This window comes from Flavobacterium sp. CBA20B-1, assembly GCF_028473145.1.
In the GTDB taxonomy this organism is placed as follows: Bacteria; Bacteroidota; Bacteroidia; order Flavobacteriales; family Flavobacteriaceae; genus Flavobacterium.
Map to the genome: position 1 here is coordinate 2,542,602 of NZ_CP092370.1, position 24,710 is coordinate 2,567,311.

Below are 24,710 nucleotides of genomic sequence, written 5' to 3' on the forward strand. Positions count from 1 at the left end.
CTTAAAATAATAAAACAATGAATATACCAGCTAATTTAAAGTACACAAAAGACCACGAATGGGTTCGTTTAGAAGGCGATGTTGCAACCGTTGGAATCACCGATTTTGCACAAAAAGAATTAGGCGATATTGTTTATGTGGAAGTGGAAACACTTGACCAAACTTTAGACCAAGACGAGGTTTTTGGAACAGTAGAAGCAGTAAAAACAGTTTCAGATTTATTTTTGCCAGTTGCTGGCGAAATCATTGAATTCAACGAAGGTTTAGAAACAGAACCAGAATTGGTAAACACCGATCCGTATGCAGCAGGTTGGATGATCAAAGTAAAAGTTGCCGATACTGCTCAGTTCGATGCTTTATTAACAGCTGATCAATACAAAGAATTAATTGGTGCATAAGAAAAAGCTGCTTGCCATAGCGTGGAACGTACTCATCTTAGTTTTTTGTTTAATAAATTTATCAAACATTAATGAAGTTCAAAAAATACGCATTCCACATTTAGATAAAGTAGTGCATTTTGTTTTTTACACCACTTCGTCTTTCTTATGGTCATGGGCTTTGCTCAACAAAAAATCATCGGCATATCCATTGAATCGTTTGCTAATAGTTTTAGGATTGATTTTATTTGGGTTGATGATTGAATTTCTGCAAGATGTATTGCCCACTCATCGTTCGTTTGAATGGTTAGATGTGCTTTGCAACACCGCAGGCGTTTTATTTGGAACCACCATTTATTGGATTTATACAAGATGGAAAGAAGCTGTCCGAAAAGTCGGACAGCTTTTTTTTGTTGTATTTTTTCTCCAAAATAATTATCTTAGAGTTGCACAAAAAACCAACAATGGCTAAGGTAGTTTTTAAAAATCAAACAGGCAATAGTCCTGAACTTTTTCCGATTAATATTTTTGATAAAATCCCTAATAATCACCCTGTTCGATTAATCGAAGAGGTTGTTAACTCGTTGGATATTAGCAATATAATTAAGTTGTACAAAGGAGGTGGTACCTCTGCATATCATCCAAGAATGATGATTAAAGTGTTGTTTTACAGCTATTTGTCAAACGTTTATTCTTGCCGAAAAATAGCTAAAGCACTCACCGAAAACATCTATTTCATGTACATTTCGGGCAACTCTACGCCTGATTTCCGAACCATTAACGACTTTCGAGGGAAAATATTAAAAAATCATATTCAACAACTATTTGCCGAAGTAGTGAAAATGCTGGTTGAAATGGGCTATGTAAGTCTTGATATTCAGTACATTGATGGAACAAAAATCGAAGCCAAATCGAATCGTTATACTTTTGTTTGGAGAGGTTCGATTGAAAAATACAAGGAAAAATTAGAAGTTAAAATCAACACGATTCTTTCAGATATCGAAAGTGCTATTCAGTCTGATAATCAAGAAATTAACAAAGAAGAATTACCTAAAAGCATCAATTCGGAAGAACTTCGGGAGAAGCTATCGATCTTGAATAAAAAGCTGAAAGAACCCACTAAAAAACAGGCAAAAGAGCTACAAAAACTTCAGGATGAGCATCTTCCAAAATTAGAAAAATACGAAAAAGACCTAGAAACTTTAGGCGATAGGAATTCTTACAGCAAAACCGACCCTGACGCTACTTTTATGCGGATGAAGGAAGATCACATGAAAAACGGACAGCTTAAACCGGCTTATAATACGCAGATTTCAACTGAAAATCAGTTTATTACCCACGTTTCCATCCATCAAAAACCGGGGGATACCACGACTTTGGAATCGCATCTTGATGGTTTTGAAAATCTCTATGGAAAACAAAGCAAAGATGTGGTTGCCGATGCAGGTTATGGAAGCGAAGAAAATTACGAAATGCTTGAAAATAAAAGCATTAAAGCCTACGTGAAGTACAATTATTTTCACAAAGAAGCGAAACGGACGATGAAAAATAATCCGTTTTTGGTTCAGAATTTATTCTACAACAAAGAACAAGATTTTTACGTTTGTCCGATGGGTCAACGAATGGAAAATGTTGGCAAAGGAAAACGAATTTCGAGCAACGGACACGAATCGCAAGTGTCTTATTATCAGGCAAAAAACTGTAATAATTGTCCGCTTCGAGAGCAATGCTTCAATGCAAAAGGTAATCGCAGAATAGAAGTCAATCACCGGTTGAATGAGCTTAAAGAAAAGGCTCGAAATTTATTAACGAGCGAGAAAGGGCTGGAACATCGCAGTAAACGCCCTATAGAAGTAGAGGCTGTTTTTGGGCAACTCAAGCACAATAATGATTTTAATAGATTTACATTCAAAGGCTTAGAGAAAGTAGAATTAGAATTTCTACTGATGGCTCTTGGACATAATTTTAGAAAAATGGTGGCTGTAGCAGTTGCGGGAAGAAAAACGGTATTCAAACGCCGTATTTTTGGTTCTAAACTTGTCATTTTTGTCGAATTTAGATGCTATCAGCGGTCTTTATTTCAAAAAAAGCAAGAAATTAACTTTAGTGATGATGTTGAAAAGTTAGTAGTATAACAAAGAGGCTATCCTTTTTGGACAGCCTCTTTTTTTATTTTTGAAAGAATTTAGGTTTAAAACCATGAAACAAATCACTGAATTTTTAGATGCCACCTATCTGCAAACAGCCGAACAAGCAAATATAACTTCTTTTGAAAACGATGCCATTGTAGCAGATTTATTGCAAAATGCCGTTGCCAACAAATACAAATGCGTAATGATTTTGCCCGAATATGTGCAGCAAGCCAAGCAATTTGTAATCGCGCACAAAAGTAAAGTGTTGGTTGGAACCGTAATCAGTTTTCCACACGGCACTGCATCAACCGAAGAAAAGTGTTTGCAAATCCAAAACGCTATAAACAATGGTGCAGATGAATTAGATGTAGTGATCGATTATCTTGCATTTAAAAATGGTGCTGTTTCCTTGGTCCAAAATCAGGTAAGGGAATGTACGATGATATGTTTGCAACAATTCAAAACCATAAAATGGATTATAGAAACGGCGGCATTATCCAACAAAGAAATTATTCAAATCACCACATTGATTAAAAATGTTGTGATAAAAAATTGTAAAGAAAATGATTATGCACGCGTTTTTGTGAAATCATCAACGGGATTTTTCACCACCGAAAACAACCAACCCAATGGCGCTACACCCGATCATATTACGTTGATGCTTGAAAATGCTACACCATTGCCTGTGAAAGCTTCCGGTGGCATTAAAAAGTTGACCGATGCCTTGTTTTATATACAAATAGGAGTGAAACGAATTGGTACCTCTTCCCAAAAGCAAATTTTATTAGAAACAACAACCATATAAAGTGTTTTTTCGATTTTGTTTAACACTTTAATAGTGTAAATAGTTAGTTTTAAGATTTTTTTTCAAGTATATTTGCACACCGAATTATTTAGGAATAAACAGCTTATTTTGGAAACATCTTCATCAGTCATAAAAGTTTCAGCGCTATCAGAATTTAAAAGCATGACCAAAGTAGGTTTGGCTATTAGTGTGGTTTTTTCTACATTGGCCGGATACCTTTTAGCGGTGGAAGACTGGCAGCAAATCGATATAATGAAATTGATGATGCTTGCTGTGGGTGGCTATTGCATGGTGGGAGCATCGAACGCATTTAATCAAATCATCGAAAAAGATTTAGATGCAAAAATGGATCGCACCAAAAACCGTCCGGTTTCTTCAGGGCGAGTTTCAAAAAACACAGCGTTTATATTGGCTGCAGCACTTACGATTGTTGGTTTAGCAATTTTGTATATCGTGAGTCCTAAAACAGCTATGTTTGGTGCTATTTCCATCTTTTTATATACAAGCGTTTATACACCTTTAAAGCCCTTAACGCCATTGGCCGTATTTGTAGGTGCTTTTCCTGGAGCCATTCCGTTTATGTTGGGTTGGGTGGCGCATACCGATCAATTTGGTATTGAAGCCGGAATGTTGTTTCTCATTCAGTTTTTTTGGCAGTTTCCCCATTTTTGGGCATTGGGTTGGTTCTTGTTCAACGATTACGAAAAAGGCGGATTTTATTTATTACCCACACGGAAAAAAGACAAAAAAACAGCATTACAAGTTATTTTATACTGTGTGTGGTTAATCATTGCATCGTTATTGCCGGCAACAGGTTACACCGGAAGATTGTATCTTTCACCAATCGCAGCAGTTTTGGTTTTGGCGGCAGGTTTATGGATGCTCTATGGCGGTGTGCAATTATACCGCAAACAAACCGACAAATCGGCAAAAACACTAATGCTTATAAGCGTTACCTATATTACATTGATACAGATTATTTTTATATTAGATAAATTCTTGCGATAATGAATACTGAAGAACTTCAAGCAGAAAAAATACAAAAAGGAAAGGCATACAAAACCATGCTTATTTTTGCAATGGGCAGTATTGTGATGATTTTTGCCGGCTTAACAAGTGCTTATGTGATTAGTAAAAACCGTCCGGATTGGTTAAAAGACTTTCAATTGCCACAAGCATTTTTATGGAGTACGTTGGTGATTGTTTTAAGCAGTATCACATTTCATTTAGCCAAAAAAGCCATACAAAAAAACAACCGTTCCACCACAAGTTTACTATTAGGACTTACTTTTTTGTTGGGAATTAGTTTTGTGATGTTGCAGTTTCAAGGATTTAATCAAATTATTGAAGCCGGATATTATTTCACAGGAAGTGCAAGTACCATCACCACATCGTTTTTATATGTAGTGGTTTTAGTACATATTGCCCATTTGGCAGGTGGATTAATTTCATTGTTAATCGTAATTTATAATCATTATAAACAAAAGTATAATGCAACTCAAACCCTTGGAATAGAGTTAAGTGCGATGTTTTGGCACTTTTTAGGATTCTTGTGGTTGTATTTGTTTTTATTTTTTACTTTTTACAAATAATCTTTTTACTTTTCTTTAAAAGAAAAAAGATGTAAATTTGGGAACTTTTTAACAACTTAAACTTTTTATGGGAGCGACAGTTACTACAGCAGCGACTAAAGAACAAACTTGGGGAGGTGGCGAAGATGTCCAACCTCTTGGAGCGAGCTATGGGAAAATGATGATGTGGTTTTTCATTTTGTCAGATTCATTAACATTTGCCGGATTCCTTGCCGCTTATGGTTTTACAAGATTCAAATTTATTGATTCGTGGCCAATAGCCGATGAGGTATTTAATCACTTTCCGTTTATGCATGGTGTAGATGCACCAATGTTTTACGTGGCATTAATGACTTTTATCTTGATCTTTTCATCGGTAACGATGGTATTGGCAGTAGATGCAGGTCATCAAATGAAGCAAAAGAAAGTAGCCGTTTATATGTTATTAACCATTGTAGGCGGTCTTGTTTTCGTTGGATCACAAGCTTGGGAGTGGAAAAACTTCATCACAGGAACTTATGGTGCTGTGGAAACAAGAGGTGGCGAAATTTTGCAATTTGTTAATAAAGACGGAAAACGTGTAGCATTAGCAGAATTTGCTGATACAACAATTGCGCGTGAAGACGCTGCATTAACAAGAAGCAAAGGCGTTTGGGGAATGTCTGGAGGATCTAATACATCCGTATCATTAAGCCAAGTGAAAGCAGGTTTAGAAAACAACCCAGATATATTGATTAGAACACAATATACCGACCCGGAAAATAAACATAAAAAAATAACCTTATCTCGCGAAGAAACTTTAAAACGTGCAAACGATTTCCAATACGTGGTAGAAGGTGCAAACTTGGTGCGCAACGAATACGGTCATAAAAGTTTTGGCGATTTATTCTTCTTTATAACAGGTTTCCACGGATTCCACGTTTCAGTAGGGGTATTGTTAAACATCATTATTTTCTTTAATGTATTGTTGGGTACTTACGAAAAAAGAAGAACTTACGAAATGGTTGAAAAAGTAGGATTATACTGGCACTTTGTAGATTTAGTATGGGTGTTTGTATTTACATTCTTCTATTTAGTATAATCATCTAAAAAAAATAAAAAAATGGGAGCACACGCATCAAATACAAAAAGAATTTGGCAAGTATTCATTTACTTATCAATCCTTACAATAGTAGAAGTTGTTTTGGGTATTTATAAACCCGATGCATTATTTCACAACAGTTTATTAAATTTAAGCTACTTAAACTGGATTTTCATCATTTTAACCATTGTAAAAGCGTACTATATCATGTGGGCGTTCATGCACTTAGAAGGTGAAAAATCATCATTCCGCTGGTCAATCGTTGCACCAATGGTTTTCTTAATTGCTTATTTGGCATGTTTGCTATTGATAGAAGGCGATTATATCCACGATGTTTTTAAAACTTCTTCCATGAGATGGATGTTTTAATCTATAAAATTAAAAGATAAAAAAGCGGTTTCAGTAATTTGAAACCGCTTTTTTATTGGAGTTATAATGACGCCACCCAAATGTATTATTACGGCGCACGTTATGGAGTTTATGCTGAGCGCAGTCGAAGTAACCCAAGAAGTAGTATATTTGTAAGTGTGGATTTTTTGCGGAAGACTGTGCAAACGGAATTATGTTACCAGTACGAACATATGGACTATGATGGTGAGGATTTGCTATCCGTAGCTCCAATTAGCATTGCTAAAAAGTTAATTTCAAAAATCAATTAAATACTGAAATGACAAAGATATTTTTTTTGATCAGTTTTCTATTGCTTGCTACTAATTGCAATAAACAAAATGAAGATTTATCGAAGGTACAAGATAAATATATCATGAGTTATGAAAGTTGGAATTTACAAACTGATTCTCAAATAAAGCGCGATTCCGTTTTGTTTTATATAGATAAATTGATAAATATTAGTGAAGATGATTTTTATAAAATAGAAAAAATAAAATTTTTATGTCGAATAGATAAACATAACGATGCTCTATTAGTCATTAAAACATTAAAAGAGCAAGATTCATTTGCGATTGAATTATTTAGAAGTCTTGTAGAAATCAAAGGATATTCAAACAGAGCAGATTTTGGATTAAAGAATGTTTATGATAAATATGAAGGGAAAAAGTTAACAATAGAAGAAAATTTTTATAAAATAGCTTTAGATTATTATTTTAAAGGAGGAAATTATGCACTTAATGAAATTAATACTATAATTGAAAGAGATGTGTTGTCATTGTCAAATAAACAACTTTACCAATTACTTAAACAAAAAATACAGGAAGAAGAGGATGGTTTAGAAGTATTATTTTATCTATACAATCTTTAATTTACGGTAATGTAGGTGGTACAGACCCGATGGCGCGGATTTGCAATCCGTGCCTATAAAAACCAACAGCCCTCGCTACCGCACGAATCTTTCGTGTGGTGGTAACTAAAAAAAAGCGCACGCGCAGATTTAAAGTTGCAAATCCGAGTGTTAACTAAATAAAAGTGAGGTGTGTCAACAAAGTATAAATTAACAGACCTTAATAGTGCATATTTTATAACAACAACAGTAAAATTTTATAGATAAAGTCACGGATTACAAATCCGCGACATCGGGTGAAAAAAGAAAGAGATGAAAAAAATGGCAACTATATTAGTTTTTACGTCCTTATTCCTAATATTTGGATGTAAAAACGACAAATTAAGATTTGTACAAAAAAAATATACAGAAGACTCTTTAATATCCGAAGGGTACATGTTAGATACCCTACCAGTTGGATATTGGAAATCTTTTGATTTGCAAAAAAATCTTGTTGCTATTAGTGAATTTAAACTTATAAATAACCAAGTGTATTTGAATCAGGAAATAGTCTTTAATAAGCAAGGAGATACACTATATAATAAATCTAATTTTTTTACTTTTAAAGTTAAAACAGTCGATAAAGATAGTTTAATCGTAGAAATAAAATATGAGGGAGTAGTTGATGCCATATATAATGATGCCGAATCATACCCAATGTTAGTTTATAACAATAGCATAAATGTTGATTTTAGTAATCTAAATAAACTAAAGTTGGATACTCTTATTTTTCATGACAACAAACTTCAGATACGCCTCCATAAAAACAGTGGGATAAGGGGAGTAATAAATGAAATGATGTTTTTGGAAAAGGGGATGGAGATAAGAAAAATATATATTGATTTTAATGATGAATATCAGGATATTTCTGAGATTAGATAACCACCCGCTGCGCAAAGATTTTGTGTTAAAAACCTAAGACACTACCCCGATGGCGCGGATTTGCAATCCGTGCTTTTAAAAACACAACAGCCTCTTTACACACGTATTGAGGCTGTTTTGTTATAAAACACTTACTGCTGTTGCACATTTAATAGTTTCGACTTTTATAAGGACGCAGTAAGTTATTGTGTTTTATGTTGGTAAAGTACAAACTCCCACCGCATCAGTAACCCATTGTATCGATGCAATCAACGAAATCATCAATAATTCGGCTACAAGCTGTGAAGCATTAATTGCGGTAAACCAATATGTGTGTACACCGATTGATGAAAACAATCCGGGCAATGTTCCTGTAGATCCAACAGATCCAACATTAACACCCGGGCAACAGCAGCAGGCAGACTGTTTAACCGACTTGAATATTTTGGTAGCACAATTGGCTGTGCAGATTCAAAATGGGGAAGGATCGGCATTTTTTGAATGGTATCAGTGTATCAATGTATGCATAGAAAGAAACGATATAATTGATAGTTATGGCTGTTGGGAACGTTTTATACATGGCGATGGGGAATGGCCTTCAAATTGTAATATAGTTTTTGAACAATGCGGTTGCGAGGAACAACCTATCATCGGTGAAATTGATCTCTGTCCTGTATTGGCAATGATTTATATAGACAACCACCTGCTACCTGATTTAAGCAATGCCTGTGAGGTGTTAAATTATGTGGAAGAAACCTATAAATGTGTACCTTTACCATCAGAACCAATTGACGAACCTATCACACCAGAGGATGAAGACGACGATTGGGTTGATGGCGGCGGAAACACCGAGGATCCTGGAGAAGATTATGATGAAGAATTACGCAAACCAATTTGGTGGTACCATACCGACCATTTAGGCAGCAGTACATACCTGACAGACAACTTTGGACGCCCAAGTCATTATTACGAAACATTACCGTTTGGGGAGATGATGGTAGAACACAACCAAAGTGCCAACCACCCGTCTGGTGTGGGTTACGACAACAAATGGAAATTTAATGGTAAAGAGTTAGACGACGCCACACAAATGTATTATTACGGGGCACGTTATTACGACCCAAGAATTAGTATATTTGTATCTGTAGACCCACTGGCGGAGCAAACCATGACGCCTTATCAGTATGTAACCAATAATCCTATTATGTTTACAGATCCTACGGGGATGACTGCAGAACCAGTATATGATGTAGAAGGAAATCATTTAGGGAATACTAAAGAAGGTTTTACAGGAGATATAATTATTTACAATGGAGATAAAGACAAAAGCTTCTTTGAAAATATGACAGCAGAAGAGTTTATGAATCATGATGAAACTGTAAATGATGTTTTTTTATTAGATAATGTTTCATCTGAAATTTCTGGAAAAGCAAAGTCTAAAATTTGGAATCATATTGTTTCCGCTCAAGATGGGAATTCATTTTTCGGAACGGAATTTAAAATGAATAATATAATAGGTGGGATTCAGTATCAAGCTAGTTCAGATTTTGGTTGGATGACAGAATATACATTGAACGGTAATATTGGAAAAATATATGGATCAGGAGAATATAGTTATGAAAGTACAGTAGAAAATATTCAATCATCTGTTATAATTCATGAATATATAACTCATATGCAGTACAAATTAGGTGATGGCAGTAAAAGTCATAGAATGTCATATTGGTATGTGATGAATTCTGGTAAATTATGGAACTCAACTACTCAAAAGTACAAAGAATTTAATTGGCGCCAATACAATATATATAAAAACCAAGAGGTAAATGAAGGAAAAAGACCAAAACCTATTCCTCTCTATAATAGTGTATTTAAACTTTTTTAATATGAAAAGAATATTCCCTATATTATTTTTTTTTAGTATTTTCTGTAATTGTAATAAAGAATTACAGATTAATAAAGATGATATTATTGTTACTCATAATCTTACAGTGAATGATTCTGTTTCGAATTTACCAAAAGAATTAGATTCAATAAATATTTCTTTTAGTATAAATAAATTTGAAGAATTTATTTTGCATATTGATAAAACAGATTATATTTTACATGATTTGAATAATAGTAAATGGTATAATGTAAATGTAATGAAAGATTCATTAGATAAATATATCCCTGATTTATTTATTTATGAAAAGATTAAACCTATAATTACAATATCTCAAAGTGATTACATAAGAAGTGAAAAATATAGTAGAATGGGTGTTTATAAATATTTTAATAATCAACCAAATATTCATTATGAGATTTCTGTAAAAGGTGAAAATGTTAATGTTGAGTTTAGCCGAGAGTTTATTCAATTTAATAGTCTATTATTTTTTATTAGTAAATCTCCTTCAGATATAGAAAACCGATTAGATATTTTAAAAAGGTTTAAAAAGAATAGATAAGTTTAACCCGATCGCGCGGATTTAACTTCGTTCCGTTCGGCTAAAGCCTCGGGTGTAACCCGATGGCGCGGATTTGTAATCCGTGCCTATAAAAACCAACAGCCTCATTACACATGTATTGAGGCTGTTTTGTTTTAAAAGTTTGTGGTAAAAGCAAAACGCCAGGCTGGTAAAGAATGCGGCTGTATTAGAGACGAAGAAGAAGAAATGCAGATTTGTGCCGAAGATTGCGCAAATCCACAAGCAAGCGAATGTTATGAATATTATGCTCAAACCGGTGTTTGGATGGACGGTTGCGAGCAAATAATGATAGATTGTGGTTGTTTGGAAGACGATGGTTCTAATAATGAGTTAGACTGTTTTCAACAAGCGTTAAACTACATACGGGTAAACCTAACGTTTGAGCCAAACAATGCCTGTGCGGTATTAGATTATGTGCTTACAAATTTCAATTGTTCACCAAAAGAAACTGTAAGGCCAGATACGCCAGAGTTTTTCCCTGATTTGGATTTGCCAACACCCCATCCGGAAAGTAACGATGATTTACCTGGCGAAGATGGACCATACCGCGAAGAAGAACGCAAGCCAATTTGGTGGTACCATACCGACCATTTAGGCAGTAGTACATACCTAACAGACAACTTTGGACGCCCGAGCCATTACTACGAAACACTGCCGTTTGGGGAGATGATTGTGGAGCATAACCAAAGTGCCAACCACCCGTCTGGTGTGGGCTACGACAACAAGTTTAAGTTCAACGGAAAAGAATTAGACGATGCCACACAAATGTATTATTACGGCGCACGTTATTATGACCCAAGAATTAGTATATTTGTAAGTGTGGATCCGCTGGCGGAAGACTTTGTAGGTTGGACACCATATCATTACGTACATAACAATCCAATAAATTTAATTGACCCAACTGGTATGAGTGCTGTATACGGAGAAGGTGGCCCGAAAAATAGAGATGGTTACTCATTCGTAAATTATAAACCGGGGAGTGATATAGGAACAATGGCTGTAATCCCAAGTAACTATAACTCTGATTCTGCATTTTCTATGGATTATAATAATGCTAAACAATCAGGTACACCTATTATGTTGGTTGATGATATTTCAGGTTTCTCTAAAGGACTATCACAATTAAAAACAGATGGTTCTGATGTTGGAACATTTGCCTTGACTTCTCACGGAAATTCTGGTTCTTTTAGTATTGGCAGTACTAAAGTAAATAATAAGAATAGTTCTTCAACTTTAAGTGCCTTAGGTGATAAGTTAAGTGGAAAAAATTTAGTTGTTTTAGCATGTAATACTGGCAGAGGGGATGAAGGAGCTGAACTAACTCAAAGTATGTCCAAGCAGTTAGATGCTAGGGTAATAACTTCTCAGCATTTATTGATCGGCGGGTATAGATTTAATGGAGGTGAGAATATGTTGAAAAGTTTAAATCCTAAAGATAGTGAGACAATGAATAGTTTTACAGTGTCCGCACGGGGTCAACAATCGAGAACTGTTTTTAACTTGTCTATGAATAAAAATGATAAAAGTCCAAGTTACAGTAGGAGTGATACGAATAGAACTTTTAAGAATAGTTATCGAGCTGTGAAAAAAGGATTTAATTTAGGTAGTCAAAATAATTTTATAAGATGATAAAATATATGCTTCGTTATTTTTTTATATTATTTTTATTTAGTTGTGCTAATCAGCTAAATGATTTAAAGACATTTGAGTATAAAAGTATGCAAATGTCAAAACCTAAAATAATTTTAGACAAAACTGCTTGGGTTGAACCAATTACTTTAAATAGTAATAACATTATTATTAATGCAATATTGGATGGAAAAAAAACAAAGCGGGTTTTTGAAAAAAAGGATGATTATTGGTATTCTGAACTTAATTATAGACATAATCCCGTCAAAGGGACTGGTCATGAATTATATGAAGTTTATCAAAAGTACTATATTTATTCAGAATATATAATAAAGGAATTTAGAGATTCAAATGGATCAGAAAAAGTTATTTATCTTGATTTACTGAAAAATGAAATTTATTATTTCAGAAATTTTAATAAAAATACTTTTGATTTAAAATTAGCATTGTTAGGAGATTATAAAAAAAATTTTTTTTTTATAAAAGGTGAAGAACTATACAAAAAGCAAATTAGTTTTAGTAAAGGCATTAGTACCGGTGAATCTGTTGAAGTGGTTTATGGATATTCAGGAGAAGATATTTTTTTTATTTTTGATTTAGATGAATATAAAATAGGTGATAATTCTTCAGGTTATATGGAAATATTTAGTAATAAATAAGCCACACGCTGGCGCGGGCATCTTGCCCGTGCAATAACCCGATGGCGCGGATTTGCAATCCGTGCTTTTAAAACCAACAGCCTCTTTACACACGTATTGAGGCTGTTTTAGTATAAAACACTTTACTGCTGTTGCACATAAAATAGTTTGTTTTATAGTTGCAACGCATTAGAAAGCGTTTGTTTAAGTTTAAAATGATACACCGTATTGTTTATAAAATATTCATTTTAGGGTTAAACCATTTTTTAATGATTTATTAGTTAAGAATTAAGGGGCAGTCCGTTTTAGCCTGACCCCAATCGCTCGGATTTGTAATCCCCGATCGCGCGGATTTGCAATCCGTGCCTATAAAAACCCGCTGCGCAAAGTCTCACGATTTTGAGCAACATTAAAAACCAACAGCCTCTTTACACACGTATTGAGGCTGTTTTGTTATAAAAGTTTGTGGTAAAAGCAAAACCCCCACTACCAGTTGTTTCTTATCAAAATTTAAAATATCTATCATCAAAATAGGTTTTTGCGAACATTTGTTGGTTTTTAAACTATAAATAAGCGTTAAAAAGGCGGTAATTACACCGTCTTTTTTTATTTTTGTAAAAATTTTCACCATGAAAAAATTACTGCTCTTGGTAGCACTTTTTATAGTACCCATTGTTGCATATTTGTTTTTTGCATCGGGTGTAAATTCTTTTATAAAACTACCTGTTGTCACCGAAAAAATTGCAGAACTTCCTTCAAACTGGCAACCTCTTTCGGAAAATCCTGTGCAACTAAAAAATAAAATCACCATTTTGGGTTTTCCCGGAACCGATATAAAATATGTGGAAGGCAATATCACCAATTTAGCCCATAAAATTTATGACCGCAATAAAGATTTTGTAGATTTTCAGGTGGTTATGATTGCTCCAAAAGGCACTGAGGAAGGCATTAACAAGTTGAACCAGCAATTAGGCGTAAACATTGATCTAAAAAATTGGTACTATGTGATGGCAGATGCCAACGAAATCGAGCAATACCACAAACAATTGGGTTTGGTGGGTGGTTTAGATGATAAATACGGAACCTCGAACGTTTATATTATCGATAAAGAATTGAACTTACGCGGACGAAAAGGCAAAAACAAAAAAGGTGAAGAAGAGTATCGCGAAGGATACAACACCATTTCGGCAGCCGACTTGCACAATGAAATGGCAGACGATGTAAAGGTGATTTTAGCTGAATACCGCTTAGCCTTAAAGAAAAATAATAGAATTGATAACGTAACCAATTAATCATGAAAAAAAACTATGCATACATTTGGATTTCACTGGTGGTTTTAGTTTTTGGTATTTACTTTGTGCCAAAAATCGTAAACCGCTTTAAAGACGCATCGGTTGTAGAAAGCGACCGTTTAAATGTGGCAAACCGAAATGATTTGCTAGAAGTGGGCAAAGCACCTGCTTTTTCATTCACCAATCAAAACAAGGAAACCATTACCAACAAAGATTATGATGGAAAGGTTTATTTGGTGGAATTTTTCTTTTCTACCTGTCCCACTATTTGTCCCATAATGAATGAAAATATGGTGAAGTTGCAAAACGAATTTCAGAAAGAAGAGCGCTTTGGAATTGTATCAATAACTATTGACCCGGAAACAGATACGCCCGAAAATTTGAAAGAACACGCGCAGTTTTTAGGTGCTACAATGAAAAACTGGCATTTTTTAACAGGAAAAGAAGACGATATTTTTGCCTTGTCGCGTAAATTTAATTTATATGTTGGCAGAAATAGCGATGCTCCAGGCGGTTTTGAACATTCAGGCTTGTTTGCTTTGATTGACAAAAACGGAATGATTCGTTCAAGGGATATCAGTATAAACGGTGATTTTCCGTATTATGATGGAACCAACGAAGAAGGCTTAAAAATGCTTAAAGAAGATATTCAACAATTAATTAAAGAATAATGGAAAGCGCACAAATTGAAAAAAAATACAGCATTTGGATTTGGATCTTGTCTATTGCCATTCCGGTTGTTGTAGCTGTTTTATTCAGTGTAAACCTACACGATTTGGGTTACAACGTGAAACCACTCACTTTTTTACCACCAATTTATGCAACTATAAACGGGATTACAGCTGTGTTGCTCGTTTATGCTGTGCGTGCTATTAAAAAAGGAAATCAATCTTTGCATGAACGTTTAATAAAAATATGCATTGGCTGTTCGGTTGCTTTTTTGGCAATGTATGTGGCATATCACATGACATCTGTAGAAACTAAATTTGGCGGGGAAGGTGCATTAAGATACCTTTACTTTTTTATTTTAATTACTCACATTCTTTTATCCATCATCATTATTCCATTTGTGTTGGTAACTTTTGTGCGTGGTATTGCAGGTGCATATCAGCGGCACAAAAAATTGGCACGCATCACCTATCCCATGTGGTTGTATGTGGCTGTTACCGGCGTAATTGTATATTTAATGATTGCTCCGTATTATGTTCAGTAAAAAAGAATATTTTCTGTTTTCTATTTTCTATTTTCTATTCTCTATGGATGGATTCGCTCAGTGTGCCATGTGCAGAGCAGCGTTGGAAACCGAAGAAACCGGGATGAAAGCAGAAGCTGTAAACGATGGAATTGTATATTTAATGGCATTTCCTTATCTGCTTTTATTGGTTGGTGGCATTGTGATTTATCGAATCATGAAAGGAAAAAAGAAAAACAAAGCATAATGGTTTATATTTTAAATATCGAAACAGCTACAAAGAATTGCTCTGTAAGTTTGGGTGCCAATGGAACAACCATCGCTTTTAAAGAACTTTCCGAGGAGCAATTTAATCATGCCGAAAAATTGCATGTGTTTATTAAAGATGTTATAAACCAAGCTTCTCTTGATTTGTCGCAATTGCATGCAGTAGCAGTTAGTAAAGGTCCGGGTTCATATACTGGTTTGCGAATTGGTGTTTCTGCTGCAAAAGGTTTGTGTTATGCCTTGGATATTCCCTTAATTGCTGTGGATACATTGGCAGTTTTGGCAGCACAAATTTCTGTTGCAAACGGTTTGATAATTCCAATGATTGATGCCCGAAGAATGGAAGTTTTCACCCAACAATTTGATGAACACCACAAAGCTATCACCCCTGCCGAAGCTTTAATTATTGATGAAACTGCTTTTGCAGATAAAAGCGGAAATATGCATTTTGTGGGCGATGGCGCATTGAAATGTAAAACTGTTTTAACCAGTGATACATTTGTTTTCCATGAAGATGTTATTTATCCTTCAGCAAAAGAAATGAGCCCATTAAGTTATGAAAAGTTTCAGCAGAATGATTTTGTAGATGTGGCTTATTTTGAACCTTATTACCTTAAAGATTTTATGCTTACCACCAAAAAATAACAAATTAGATGTTTTCTTTGAATACGAACTCTGCCAAAGTTTAGAACTTTTTGGCAGGGTTTTTAAAAGCAGAAATTTTTGTAACCTAACGCTTTTTTTGGTTAACCACTAGAAAAAGAAAAGACTCCCAAAAAGGAGTCTTCGTTGTTTTAAAGATTAGCTAAGAAATGTCCTAGCTTAATCATATCGGCGTCGTTTTCCTTAATTTTATTTTCTTTAAAGAATTTTTTAATTTCTGCCGATTTCCCTTCAATATTTTTATCTAAGGTTTTCTGTTTTCCATCAAATTCAAACGTTTGATTGTTATAGGTAATGTAGTACACATCATTGTTTTGTTTGTAAAAAGCTTGTGAATCACTTTCATAACTATTACTAGCTTTTGTTGCAGGATTCAATTTAACACTTTGAAATTTAGAAACCTTCACATTGTTTTGATCCATTAAAATTTTATGGTATCTGCTGTACGAATTCTTGTCATCGGTATATTGTAGCAATTCATAAACACTTCCGTCTTCAAATACAAAATGCGTGTTTTTTTCTTTAATTAACTCTAAAACATCGCTTCCGTCTTTGTATTCCATCACATCTGCATAAGCGTTATATCTAATTGGGAAATTTTGAGTGCCGTTATTCACTTTTGCACTTTCAAAAGATTTTTGAATGTATTTTGATCCTGCAACAGCAGCGTCGTTAAAATCTGCACTTCTTCTAAAGGTTAAGTTATTTCCGCCAGTTTGAACAGTAACTTGCGCATTTGTAGCAAGTGTAAATAATCCGAAAGAAAGTATAAAGATTGTTTTTTTCATGAGGTTTAATTAAAAATTTTAGTAAAATCGTTTGTTTCTATTTGGCAACTATGTAATGTGCAAACTTGAAATTTTTTGGTTTGATTTTTATAGCCGTCTAAAATAGGAATATTTAATGAATTATTCAGTATTATTTGATGCTTATTTGCTTCATAAATAGCACGGAATTCTTCTTGTGAAACATCTTTCAAAATGATGTACTCAAAATGATTGGTAACTAATAAATAGTTTGTTAACCATTCCGAATAAGCACTGGCGTAATTGATTTGTGCAAGCACCCTTTCAATCATTTCATTGGAAACTTTTGTGAAATATTCGTTTTTAAAAAGCAATCCCAAATAAAATAAATTTCGAGCCATGATTGCATTGCCTGATGGTATCACATTGTCTTCTATCTCAAAAACCGTACCAAGTGAATTATCTTTCGATGCTTTAAAAAAGCCTTGTTTTTCATCAAAAAATACATCTAAAGCATAAAAGGTAAGTTCTTGAGCAAACTGCAGATGCTGCTGCTGCTGTGTTTTATTGAAAAGTTGGATAAACGCTTCAATGGTAAACGCATAATCTTCTAATGTGCCATCGATATACAGTTCATTGTTTTTAAAAACTCTTCCTAATTGATTGTTTTGAAAGGCTTTTGTTTGCAGAAAATGAGTCAAAGATGCTATACTTTGGTTGATTTCTTGTGAGGGAATGATTTTTTCTGCCATTAATAAACCGGTTAAAAGTTGTGCGTTCCACGAGGTGATGATTTTGTCATCAAGCAATGGCTTTGTTCTTTTTTCTCGGTTTTTCAACAAAAGTTGCTCCCAAATCCTCTTTAGTTGTTCAAGCTGGTTGAGGTTTAATTGATATTTTTTGGCAATTACGGCTAAATCTTCTTTTTGAAATAAAACATACGCCTGTGCTTCTTCCCAAAATCCATCGGCATTAATCGAAAAAACCTCTTCAAACAAATTCCATTCACTTGGGTCAATTAAATCCTGAAGCTCGTTTTTTTGCCAAAAATAGTAAGCACCTTCTTGCAATTTATTTTCGGTATTAAAACTATCGGCATCGTATGCGGCATAAAATCCACCCGATGCATCTTGCCAATTTTTTGTAACGAATGCAACTGTTTTTTCTACAACATTTTTATACAATATATAATTTGTGCGAAGATACGCTTTGGAATAGGTTGTGAGCAGTTGGGCATTGTCATACAACATTTTTTCAAAGTGGGGAATGTGCCATTTGTGATCAACACTATAGCGCGAAAAGCCACCTTCAAGCACGTCAAACAAACCACCATAAGCCATTTTAGAAAGTGTGAGCTCTACATGCTGGGTTAACGAATCATCGTTTGTTGCAATTCCATATTGATAAAGAAAATTCAAATTAGTAGGCATCATGAATTTCGGTGCCCGTTGATAACCACCAAACTCATCATCGAAACTTTTTTTCCAGTTCAACAAAAGAGGACTAAAGTCAAATTCTGTTGATTGTTTCGGATAAATTTCTAACATATTATTAGCAAGCGAAATACCATTCTGAAGTTTTTCTGCATATTCATACATTTTTTCAGGGTTATTTGTAAAAAGTTCGGCTAATTGTTCTAAAACATCTATCCATTGCTCTTTAGGTACATAAGTGGCGCCCCACACAGGCAAACCATTTGGCAAAGCTACAATGTTTAGCGGCCAGCCACCTTGCTTGGTCATTAGCTGCAAAGCCTGCATATAATATGCATCTATCGCCGGTAATTCTTCGCGGTCAATCTTAAAACTGGTGAAAGAAGCATTCATCACATGTGCAACTTCATTGTCTTCAAAACACTCTTTTTCCATCACGTGGCACCAATGGCAAGCGGCATATCCAATACTAATGATGAGCAATTTATTGGTTTCTTTAGCAAAATTTCTGTTTTGGGTATTCCACATTTGCCAAAAAACAGGATTTTGGGCATGTTGCAGCAAATAGGGGGAATGTGCGTTTTTAAGTTGATTTTGCATAATTGTATTTTTTAGAATAAATAAAAAAGGCTGAGAAAACTCAGCCTTATCAATTAACCGTTTAATGCTTCCACCACAATATCATTGTTTTGAAGCATTTGTCGCAGCATATTTTCGATACCATTTTTTAAGGTAAAAGTTGATGACGGGCATCCGCTACATGCACCTTTTAGCGTTACAGTAACAAGTTTGCTGGTGTCGTCATAGCTTTCAAAGGTGATATTACCACCGTCTGATTGCACAGCTGGTTTTACATATTCTTCTAAAATATTGATGATTTGTTGAGAGGTTACATCTAAATTTTCAAAATAGTCTTCTTGTTGTTGTTCGTGTTCTTTTGTTTGCGAAATTAAACTGTCATCGATAACCGTTCCGCCGTTTTCAATGAATTGTTTAATAAATGAACGCACTTCTAATGTAATTTCATCCCATTGATAGGCGTCAAACTTTGTTACCGAAACGTAATTTTCATCAATAAAAACTTCTTTTACATAAGGCAATTTAAACAACTCTATTGCTAAGGGTGATGGTTTAGCGTCATCGATATTCTTAAATTCCACCGCTGTTTTGGTGAGTAGTTTGTTTGATACAAATTTTAGTACGCCCGGGTTTGGTGTGGTTTCTCCATACACTGTTACAGGAATTTTTTTAGAAGAAGTTGCTTCTGTTTCTATCAGCACTTTGCCGCCATTGGTAACGAAATCTTCAATTTGCTTTTTAACTTCGTCTTGCACATCACTCCATTCTACAATCGAAAAACGCTCTACAGCAACAAAATTTCCTGAAATGTAAACCGTTTTTACAAAAGGAAGATAAAAAAGTTGACGTGCCAAAGGCGAATTTGCCGTTTCATCGATGTTTTTAAACTCAAAATTGCTTCCATAGCTTATAAAATCTGGGAATTCAAATTTAATTATAGCGGGGTTTTGAGTGTCCTTTATATTTATTTTAAACATTTTTTAAGATTTTTTTCAAAATTAACAAAGAAATATCAATTGAATATTTATATTTGGAATTTAAACGTAAAATTAACATATTTGAATTCGTAACATTTTTAGATATATTTTAAAACCATAGTATATATTGTATTATAGTTTTTTATATATTTGTTAACCATTTCTAAAGAGAAAAAAAGAATTTATGAATATATTTACTAAATCTTTATTAGTTGTTATATCTTCATTATTTGTGTCACAAATAAGTAATGCGCAAGAAGGAATTCCTGTGTATCAAGATTATTTAACAGATAACTATTATCTTATCCACCCTTCAATGGCGGGTATAGCAAATTGTGCAAAAGTTCGTTTAACGGCACGCCAGCAATGGTTCGGTGAAAAAGATGCACCCGCTTTGCAAACAGCAAGTGTTAATACCGCTATTTCGGAACGATCAGGAATTGGTTTCATCGCTTTTAACGATAGAAATGGATACCATAAACAAGCAGGAGCAAAAGTAACTTATGCACACCATATCACTTTTTCACGAAGCGATTATGATTTGAATAAACTATCTTTTGGTATTAGTGCCGGTATGGTTAATTCGCAATTAGACCAAAGTGAATGGGGCAATATTTTTGATCCTTCAGTTACTGGAGAGGAATTAAGATACAATTATTTTAATGTAGATATTGGTGCTTCCTACCACTTTTTAGACTTTTATGCACACGGTACGGTTAAAAACGTAATCACTACCGATCGTGAAATTTATTCGATGGTTGAAAACGATAACATTCGCCGATACATTGTTTCTGCAGGTTATGTGTTTTCTAAAAACCGAGGATACAGATCTTATCGCGATCAAGGTTTCTCATGGGAACCATCGGTTTTATTCCAATACGCTGAAGCTACAGAAGAGAAAATGTTAGACCTTAACCTTAAAATGTATAAGGAATTTTCTAACGGACAATTTTTCGCAGGTATTTCTTACAGAACCATGTTTGAAGGAGCTGAATACATGAAAGATATAAATGGTGAAGTTAAAAAACAAAACTATCATTCTGTTTCACCAATATTAGGTGTTAAATTCAAAAACATTATGGTGGGCTATACTTATTCGCACCAATTTGGCGAAGTGCAGTTTGCCAATGGAGGTTTTCACCAGTTAACACTTGGTTTCAACTTCTTGTGTAGAGAAAGTAATTACAAATGTAACTGTCCGTCAGTGAACTTTTAATATTAACAGAAAATCCCGATATTTATCGGGATTTTTCATTTTATACTATGGCTTTAATTAAATCTATAAACGGAAAAGCACCTCAATTTCCAGATAATTGTTTCATTGCTGAAAATGCTACCATTATTGGCGATGTACAAATGGGCGAAAACTGCAGTGTTTGGTATAATGCAGTGGTTCGTGGTGATGTACATTTTATAAAAATGGGTAACAAAGTGAATGTACAAGACAATGCAGTAATACATTGTACCTATCAAAAGCACCCCACAATTATAGGAAATAATGTTTCAATTGGTCACAACGCCGTTGTGCACGGTTGTACGATTCACGATAATGTATTAGTGGGTATGGGAGCAATAATCATGGATAATAGTGTGGTGCACAGCAACGTTATTGTAGCTGCTGGTGCAGTGGTAACTCAAAATATGGAATTGTTGCCAAATGGTATTTATGCAGGAATTCCCGCTAAACGTGTGAAAGAATTAGAAGCATCTGCCTTTGCTGGCGAGATTGAACGAATAAGTAATAATTACGTGTTGTACAGTAGTTGGCAATAAAAAAAACAAGCTTATATGGCTTGTTTTTTTATGTTCTCCTTAAAAAATTCGATTTGCTGTAAAATAGAATAAACTGATAGATATGTAAGGAAGCTTCGCCTTCGGACATTCCATTATAAAGCAATCTTCTCATTAATTTTTGGTAATCTAGGGTTTCTTTAAAACGGCGGTATTGATAGTCTTTAAAAAGCTTTAACTGATTATGGGTAAATGTTTCGGTTCTTCCAATGATGCCTTTTTTTACTTCAAATACAATATATTGGTCATATATAGGTATTAAAGAATCGTTTGCACTGAATCTTTCTGTACCCATGCCAATATCAAACAAGCCATTCACCCAGCTTAGAAACATGGGTTCGTTTGTAGTGTTTAATTCTTGTAAAACAGACAAATCTTTCACCTTTTGATTTTTGCCGTGAATGTACATATTGTTTAAGTAAAATTTATTTTCTTTCACTTCAAAAACAGCCAAGTACTTACGGTTGATAATGGTGGTGTCTTTATTAGGAACGGGACGTTTACTTGGATAATATCTAAAATATTGTTCCATGTGATGGTAACGGTACGGATACGTTTTTCCGTTCCAAATGATTTGTTCGGTTTCATAATTTTTTTGAGCAGCTACGTTTACCGCAATCAAAAGAAACACAAAGGTGTAAAGTTGTTTCATAGGCTTTTAAAAAAAATACCGGACAATTTGCCGGTATTTAGTATCGTAGTATCATTTTTTTAAAAATCATCGAATTCTACATTTGTAAAACTTTTTGCATCAGCCAATTCTCTTTTGAAATCTTTTTGATGTCTTTCAGAAATAACTTCTTCGCCTTTTTGTTCTAGCACATAATCGGTCATTTCATTTAAGATTTCTTTAAAAGAGGTGAAATCTTCTTTATACAAGTAAATTTTGTGTTTCTTGAAGTGGAATGATCCATCTTCTTCTGTGAACTTTTTACTCTCTGTAATGGTTACATAGTAATCATCTGCTTTGGTAGATCGCACATCAAAAAAGTAAGTTCTTCTACCTGCTCTTAATACTTTTGAAAAGATTTCTTCTTTTTCTAGCATTTCATTGTCTCTCATAGTCCTTTCGTTCTGTTAAAGTTTTTACATCTCTTCAAAAGTCTAAAAAAAATCTTATAAAACAAAATTTAAAGTACATCTTTTTCTGCTAATTGTTTATTATACAAATCTGCGTAATAGCCGTTTTGTTTTAATAGTTGAAAATGAGTGCCTTGCTCTAATATTTCGCCCTCGTTTAAGATGATGATTTTATCTGCATTTTTTGCCGATGAAACTCGGTGGGTTACAATTAAAGTTGTTTTTTTTGCCGAAATATCTTTTAAGTTGTTTAAAATGCGTTCTTCGGTTTCGGTATCAACAGCAGACAAGCAATCGTCTAACAACAAAACAGGAGCATCTTTTATCAGCGCACGTGCAATGGAAACCCGTTGTTTTTGTCCGCCTGATAGGGTAATGCCGCGTTCTCCCAAAATGGTTTCATAGCCGTTTTCAAATCGAATAATGTTTTTATGCACATCGGCTATTTTTGCATAATGTTCAATTTCTTCTTGTGTTGCGTTTTCTTTACCGAATTGAATGTTGGTTTTGATGGTATCCGAGAACAAAAAAGCATCTTGGGGCACCACCGCAATCTGGTCGCGAAGGTTTTCTACATTCCAATTTTTAATATCGATTCCATCAATAGCGATAGAGCCTGATGAAACATCATACAAACGGGAAATCAACTGTAAAATGGTCGATTTTCCAGAGCCGGTTTTCCCTAGAAATGCCACGGTTTCGCCTTTTTCAATTGTAAAAGAAATATTGTTTAGTGCTTGAATATTAGTGTCTTCATAAGTAAAGTGCACCTTGTGGAATTCAATTTTTCCTTGCAAAAGATGCTGTTCTGTGGTGTTTGATTGAATTGATGGTTCTTCGTTTAAAAATTCATTAATGCGCTTTTGGGAAGAATCGGCCTCTTGAATCATAGACGAAACCCAGCCCAAAGATGCAATGGGCCATGTGAGCATATTTATATATAAAATAAACTGTGCAATGATACCAATTTCGGTAATTACACCATTAATATACATGCGTGCGCCAATAAAAACAATTAATAAGTTGCTTATGCCAATCAACAAAATCATTAAAGGGCCAATTAATGCGTTGGCATAGGTTAACCGCATAAATTTGGATTTGCTTTCGGTTGTGGCAAGGTCGTAAGCAGTATTTTCGCGATTTTCTAAGGTGTATGCTTTAATAACGCGGATGCCTGAAAAAATCTCCTGTGAAAAAGAGGATAGTTTCGAAAGATTTTGCTGATAAGCAAAACTGCGACGGTTGATTTCGGTACTTAATTTATACATTAAAATTGCCAAAAAAGGCACGGGAATTAAGGAATACCAAGTAAGAGTGGGCGAGATGATATACATCTGCACAATAACAACCGCCATTCTAAAAACAGTGTTGATTGAATACATCACTGCCGGGCCCACATACTGCCGCACCTTTGCAACATCTTCCGAAATACGGCTCATTAAATCACCGGTGCGCTGGCGTTTGTAAAAATCTAAACTTAATTTTTGATAGTGGTCGTAAATTTCATTTTTTAGATCAAATTCAATATTTCGCGACATCACAATAATGGTTTGTCGCATTAAAAAAGTTAAAAAACCTGCGGTTAATGTGGTGCCGATAATAAGCAGCATATTGTGCCATAATGCTTTTTTAGTGGCTTCGGCGGTTAGTTCGTTTTTTAAGAAATGTTCTAAAACCGTAATTGCATCTCCAATATATTGCGGCGTGAAAACGGTAAATATCTGCGAGGCAATTGTAATAACAATTCCAATTAAGAAGCGATATTTGTATTTTATAAAGTATTTATTAAGCTTTTGAAGTTCTTTCATAACTTATGCGGCATTTCTGCTAATAATTAATAAACCAATGTTTTTTG

At 34.3% G+C, this 24,710-nt stretch carries 27 protein-coding genes and 1 pseudogene; 21 read left to right on the forward strand and 7 right to left on the reverse strand.

Going from position 1 to position 24,710, the window contains the following annotated elements:
• The first annotated feature begins 17 nt into the window (after nucleotides 1-17).
• From gcvH to MG290_RS12475, 14 genes and pseudogenes are all read left to right on the forward strand, one after another.
• The gene (gene gcvH / locus MG290_RS12410) at nucleotides 18-398 is read left to right on the forward strand and encodes a glycine cleavage system protein GcvH (protein WP_264561585.1); all 381 of its coding nucleotides are present in this window, start codon (nucleotides 18-20) and stop codon (nucleotides 396-398) included.
• A complete protein-coding gene (locus MG290_RS12415) occupies nucleotides 391-849 on the forward strand; it encodes a VanZ family protein (protein ID WP_264561586.1) in 459 nt (152 codons plus the stop codon). The genes gcvH and MG290_RS12415 overlap by 8 nt, the downstream gene beginning before the upstream one ends.
• Nucleotides 842-2,353 (forward strand): annotated as a pseudogene (locus tag MG290_RS12420) (IS1182 family transposase); the annotation flags it as partial. The gene MG290_RS12415 and the pseudogene MG290_RS12420, both read left to right, overlap by 8 nt.
• A 223-nt stretch (nucleotides 2,354-2,576) precedes the next feature.
• Nucleotides 2,577-3,314, forward strand: a complete 738-nt coding sequence (deoC, locus tag MG290_RS12425) for a deoxyribose-phosphate aldolase (protein ID WP_264561587.1) — start codon at nucleotides 2,577-2,579, stop codon at nucleotides 3,312-3,314.
• Nucleotides 3,315-3,476: 162 nt separating this feature from the next.
• Nucleotides 3,477-4,322, forward strand: a complete 846-nt coding sequence (gene cyoE / locus MG290_RS12430; RefSeq protein WP_264563210.1) for a heme o synthase — start codon at nucleotides 3,477-3,479, stop codon at nucleotides 4,320-4,322.
• Entirely contained in the window at nucleotides 4,322-4,906 is a 585-nt protein-coding gene (locus tag MG290_RS12435) for a cytochrome c oxidase subunit 3 (protein WP_264561588.1), read from the forward strand. Before cyoE ends, MG290_RS12435 begins: the two co-directional genes overlap by 1 nt.
• Nucleotides 4,907-4,973: 67 nt before the next feature.
• Nucleotides 4,974-5,966, forward strand: a complete 993-nt coding sequence (locus MG290_RS12440; protein WP_264561589.1) for a cytochrome c oxidase subunit 3 — start codon at nucleotides 4,974-4,976, stop codon at nucleotides 5,964-5,966.
• Between the two features lie 21 nt (nucleotides 5,967-5,987).
• The gene (locus MG290_RS12445) at nucleotides 5,988-6,335 is read left to right on the forward strand and encodes a cytochrome C oxidase subunit IV family protein (protein ID WP_257499642.1); all 348 of its coding nucleotides are present in this window, start codon (nucleotides 5,988-5,990) and stop codon (nucleotides 6,333-6,335) included.
• A 298-nt stretch (nucleotides 6,336-6,633) separates the two neighbouring features.
• Nucleotides 6,634-7,224 (forward strand): hypothetical protein, encoded by a 591-nt coding sequence (locus tag MG290_RS12450; RefSeq protein ID WP_264561590.1) that lies wholly within the window; start codon nucleotides 6,634-6,636, stop codon nucleotides 7,222-7,224.
• A 300-nt stretch (nucleotides 7,225-7,524) separates the two neighbouring features.
• Nucleotides 7,525-8,124 carry a hypothetical protein gene (locus tag MG290_RS12455; RefSeq protein WP_264561591.1) on the forward strand — a complete coding sequence of 200 codons (600 nt, stop codon included), beginning with the start codon at nucleotides 7,525-7,527 and terminating at the stop codon, nucleotides 8,122-8,124.
• A gap of 187 nt (nucleotides 8,125-8,311) precedes the next feature.
• Nucleotides 8,312-9,985 (forward strand): RHS repeat domain-containing protein, encoded by a 1,674-nt coding sequence (locus MG290_RS14880; protein WP_413614610.1) that lies wholly within the window; start codon nucleotides 8,312-8,314, stop codon nucleotides 9,983-9,985.
• Nucleotide 9,986: 1 nt separating this feature from the next.
• Entirely contained in the window at nucleotides 9,987-10,547 is a 561-nt protein-coding gene (locus MG290_RS12465) for a hypothetical protein (RefSeq protein WP_264561592.1), read from the forward strand.
• A gap of 144 nt (nucleotides 10,548-10,691) precedes the next feature.
• A complete protein-coding gene (locus MG290_RS12470; RefSeq protein WP_264561593.1) occupies nucleotides 10,692-12,197 on the forward strand; it encodes an RHS repeat-associated core domain-containing protein in 1,506 nt (501 codons plus the stop codon).
• A 95-nt stretch (nucleotides 12,198-12,292) separates the two neighbouring features.
• Nucleotides 12,293-12,856 carry a hypothetical protein gene (locus MG290_RS12475; RefSeq protein ID WP_264561594.1) on the forward strand — a complete coding sequence of 188 codons (564 nt, stop codon included), beginning with the start codon at nucleotides 12,293-12,295 and terminating at the stop codon, nucleotides 12,854-12,856.
• A 388-nt stretch (nucleotides 12,857-13,244) separates the two neighbouring features.
• On the opposite strand, the gene MG290_RS12480 is transcribed toward MG290_RS12475, so the two are convergent.
• On the reverse strand, nucleotides 13,245-13,463 hold the full coding sequence (locus MG290_RS12480) for a hypothetical protein (RefSeq protein ID WP_264561595.1): 219 nt from the start codon (nucleotides 13,461-13,463) through the stop codon (nucleotides 13,245-13,247).
• 1 nt (nucleotide 13,464) lies between these two features.
• Between MG290_RS12480 and MG290_RS12485 the strand changes: the two genes are divergently transcribed.
• Genes MG290_RS12485 through tsaB form a run of 5 tightly spaced genes read left to right on the forward strand, consistent with a single transcriptional unit; the run spans nucleotide 13,465 to nucleotide 16,231 of the window.
• Nucleotides 13,465-14,127, forward strand: a complete 663-nt coding sequence (locus MG290_RS12485) for a hypothetical protein (RefSeq protein WP_264561596.1) — start codon at nucleotides 13,465-13,467, stop codon at nucleotides 14,125-14,127.
• A gap of 2 nt (nucleotides 14,128-14,129) precedes the next feature.
• A complete protein-coding gene (locus MG290_RS12490) occupies nucleotides 14,130-14,798 on the forward strand; it encodes an SCO family protein (protein WP_264561597.1) in 669 nt (222 codons plus the stop codon).
• The gene (locus MG290_RS12495; RefSeq protein ID WP_264561598.1) at nucleotides 14,798-15,340 is read left to right on the forward strand and encodes a DUF420 domain-containing protein; all 543 of its coding nucleotides are present in this window, start codon (nucleotides 14,798-14,800) and stop codon (nucleotides 15,338-15,340) included. Before MG290_RS12490 ends, MG290_RS12495 begins: the two co-directional genes overlap by 1 nt.
• Nucleotides 15,330-15,566 (forward strand): hypothetical protein, encoded by a 237-nt coding sequence (locus MG290_RS12500; protein WP_264561599.1) that lies wholly within the window; start codon nucleotides 15,330-15,332, stop codon nucleotides 15,564-15,566. Before MG290_RS12495 ends, MG290_RS12500 begins: the two co-directional genes overlap by 11 nt.
• The gene (tsaB, locus tag MG290_RS12505; protein ID WP_264561600.1) at nucleotides 15,566-16,231 is read left to right on the forward strand and encodes a tRNA (adenosine(37)-N6)-threonylcarbamoyltransferase complex dimerization subunit type 1 TsaB; all 666 of its coding nucleotides are present in this window, start codon (nucleotides 15,566-15,568) and stop codon (nucleotides 16,229-16,231) included. The genes MG290_RS12500 and tsaB overlap by 1 nt, the downstream gene beginning before the upstream one ends.
• 149 nt (nucleotides 16,232-16,380) lie before the next feature.
• Here the strand turns inward: tsaB and MG290_RS12510 are convergent, their stop codons facing one another.
• The 3 genes from MG290_RS12510 to MG290_RS12520 are packed head-to-tail and all read right to left on the reverse strand — an operon-like array spanning nucleotide 16,381 to nucleotide 19,984.
• Nucleotides 16,381-17,037, reverse strand: coding sequence for a hypothetical protein (locus MG290_RS12510; protein ID WP_264561601.1), 657 nt, complete (start codon nucleotides 17,035-17,037; stop codon nucleotides 16,381-16,383).
• A 5-nt stretch (nucleotides 17,038-17,042) separates the two neighbouring features.
• On the reverse strand, nucleotides 17,043-19,028 hold the full coding sequence (locus MG290_RS12515) for a thioredoxin domain-containing protein (protein WP_264561602.1): 1,986 nt from the start codon (nucleotides 19,026-19,028) through the stop codon (nucleotides 17,043-17,045).
• A 53-nt stretch (nucleotides 19,029-19,081) separates the two neighbouring features.
• On the reverse strand, nucleotides 19,082-19,984 hold the full coding sequence (locus MG290_RS12520; RefSeq protein ID WP_264561603.1) for a NifU family protein: 903 nt from the start codon (nucleotides 19,982-19,984) through the stop codon (nucleotides 19,082-19,084).
• Nucleotides 19,985-20,168: 184 nt separating this feature from the next.
• Between MG290_RS12520 and MG290_RS12525 the strand changes: the two genes are divergently transcribed.
• A complete protein-coding gene (locus MG290_RS12525; RefSeq protein ID WP_264561604.1) occupies nucleotides 20,169-21,200 on the forward strand; it encodes a PorP/SprF family type IX secretion system membrane protein in 1,032 nt (343 codons plus the stop codon).
• A gap of 47 nt (nucleotides 21,201-21,247) precedes the next feature.
• On the forward strand, nucleotides 21,248-21,757 hold the full coding sequence (locus MG290_RS12530) for a gamma carbonic anhydrase family protein (protein WP_264561605.1): 510 nt from the start codon (nucleotides 21,248-21,250) through the stop codon (nucleotides 21,755-21,757).
• Nucleotides 21,758-21,785: 28 nt separating this feature from the next.
• On the opposite strand, the gene MG290_RS12535 is transcribed toward MG290_RS12530, so the two are convergent.
• The 3 genes from MG290_RS12535 to MG290_RS12545 form a co-directional block, all read right to left on the reverse strand.
• The gene (locus tag MG290_RS12535; RefSeq protein ID WP_264561606.1) at nucleotides 21,786-22,427 is read right to left on the reverse strand and encodes a hypothetical protein; all 642 of its coding nucleotides are present in this window, start codon (nucleotides 22,425-22,427) and stop codon (nucleotides 21,786-21,788) included.
• A 59-nt stretch (nucleotides 22,428-22,486) separates the two neighbouring features.
• Complete coding sequence (locus tag MG290_RS12540) at nucleotides 22,487-22,837, reverse strand: PUR family DNA/RNA-binding protein (RefSeq protein ID WP_257499625.1); 351 nt, start codon at nucleotides 22,835-22,837, stop codon at nucleotides 22,487-22,489.
• A gap of 68 nt (nucleotides 22,838-22,905) precedes the next feature.
• Nucleotides 22,906-24,663, reverse strand: coding sequence for an ABC transporter ATP-binding protein (locus MG290_RS12545; RefSeq protein ID WP_264561607.1), 1,758 nt, complete (start codon nucleotides 24,661-24,663; stop codon nucleotides 22,906-22,908).
• Between the last annotated feature and the right edge of the window lie 47 nt (nucleotides 24,664-24,710).